Genomic DNA, 2,258 nt, shown 5'->3' on the forward strand with positions numbered 1-2,258 from the left:
GTATCAGCTCACCGTCGCGGATGTCACGACTCCAAACCGCGAACTCCAGCGCTCCGAGCACAAGCTCGGTGTCGCAGCGGTCCGAGGTTTTCCAGCCCACGATCCGGTTGGAGAACGCATCCCGCACCGCTGCCAGCCAGAACGCACCCTGACCGCACGGGATCCTGATCGCGTCGGCCACCCACAACCGGTTCGGCCGGTCCGCGGTGAAGACCCGCTCGACCAGATCCGGTGCCGGCGCCGCCCGTGGATCGGTTCGTGTCGAGGCGATGCGCCACCGTTTCCGCAGGAACGCGCCCTGCAACCCGGCGCCACTCATCACCCGCTCCACCCGTTTGCGGCCGACGGAGATGCCGCGCCGGGCCAGCATCGCATGCACCCGCGGTTCGACCGCCCGCCGGATCGTCTTCAGTTTCCGCTTCACGGCCAGCACGGCCTTCTTCGACGGATACGTATAGACGTGAAACTGGCGGGTGCCTCGTTTCCGGTGACGCTGGATGCGCCACCCGAGGAAATCCAATCCCTCGTCGATATGGGTGATCAGGGTCTTCTCCGGTGACAGGCGCAAACCCATCGTCGCCAAGACCCCAGCGATCTCCTCACGCAGGGCTTCGGCGTCGGCGCGAGTGCCCGACACCATCAAACACCAGTCGTCGGCATAGCGGACCAGCCGAAAATTCGGCAGCCCATGACGACGGCGCCTGGCCCGATCGACCTTGCTGGAGGCCGGGCCGCCGGGCGCGTTGGCGATATGTTCGTCCAGCACCGACAGCGCGATATTCGCCAGCAGCGGCGAGAGGATACCGCCTTGCGGGACACCACCGCTGGTGTCTTCGAGCTGGCCATCCTCGGCGAGGATGCCCGCCTTCAGAAACGCTTTCACCAACGCCAGGACGTGTTTATCTCCGATGCGTCGACACACCCGCCTCATCAGAGCAGGGTGGTCGATCTCGTCGAAGCACGCCTTGATGTCGCCTTCGACGACCCAGTGGTAATTCCGGGGCCGGGTCGTCAGATAAAGCACCTCGGCAACAGCGTCCCAGGCCCGACGGTTGGGCCGGAAACCATACGAACACGGCAGGAAATCTGCCTCGAAAATCGGTTCCAGCACCAGCTTCAGTGATGCCTGGACCACCCGGTCGGCCCCGGTCGGGATCCCCAACCGGCGCAACCTGCCACCGGCTTTCGGGATCATCCGCTCGCGCACCGGCATCGGGCGGAAGCTGCGGTCCTTCACCCGCGAGCGCAGCTGGTCGAGGAAGTCCCCGACCCGGTCGAACACCCTGACGGACCAGGCTGTTCGCCCGTCCACCCCGGCAGTTCGGGCACCCTTGTTCCCGCTCACCCGATCCCACGCCACCAACAAGAACGCAGGATCACACACGAGGTTGAACAGATCATCGAACCGGCGACGAGGATCGTCGCGGGCCCAACGGTGCAGTTTCGTCTGGATCTTCAGTACCCGTCGGCGCGCCTCGAACAGCACCGCGTCCGGATCGTCGGTATTCACCGGCGACACAAGTTCCTCCTGACCTTCCAGTCCATGAAACCGCTTGTCTCGCTGACCCCCTTCGCCCTGCGGCCGCCTCTCGCGACCCCCATTGGCGGGTCGTCACTCCCGCGACTACTACGGGGCCTCCGCCCCACCGACACAGGTCCTCGATCGGAACAGATCTCCCGATCCCGTCCGGGCTGGCTGCCCGACCCGAAATTCACGGTCCCGCATGGTGGTTCCCACGTTCACCAGGTAATCGATCGGTCAGGGAGGCACCCAGCTCTACTCCGGCAGCATCGCCACGGTTACGCCGCAGACCTTCACCATGGCCACCTCACCGCTCGAGATATGCGGCTTCGGAGCCGAAACCCTTGGAACTAGAGAATTTCGATCGCTGCATACCGGCCCACATCCACCAGGTTGGAGCCGGCTTCGCTGTTACGGAGCTTCGACCACTGGTTCGCTCACGCTGCACCTTCTGACCTCGCCCAACAGGCCCGCACCGTCTGGCAGTTCCGGCACGACCCGCCCTCGTCGGGGCCGCTTGCCACCCGATACCGGTGTTCCTCCAGACCAGGCTGCCCCCAGGCTTCGCTCAGGTCGCTGCGACGACCCGAGGGAGACGGTCTCTCACCACCTCTCGACTATCCCAGCGCCTCGTGGCGCACAGCTCCGAGGCGAAATACGCACTCGCAGACCGCAGAATGTCGTTGACCCGCTCCAACTCGGCGACCTGCTTACGCAGCCGCTTGTTCTCCTCGGC

The 2,258-nt window shown here is 65.1% G+C and carries 1 protein-coding gene; it reads right to left on the bottom strand.

Features of this window, described 5'->3' with window-relative positions:
- Positions 1 to 1,519, bottom strand: a 1,519-nt coding sequence (gene ltrA, locus AB0L97_RS38560) for a group II intron reverse transcriptase/maturase (RefSeq protein ID WP_364440003.1), incomplete at its 3' end; no start/stop codon positions are given.
- Positions 1,520 to 2,258: the final 739 nt, after the last annotated feature.

The organism is Nocardia sp. NPDC051911, assembly GCF_040681035.1.
Taxonomy (GTDB): domain Bacteria; phylum Actinomycetota; class Actinomycetes; order Mycobacteriales; family Mycobacteriaceae; genus Nocardia; species Nocardia sichangensis.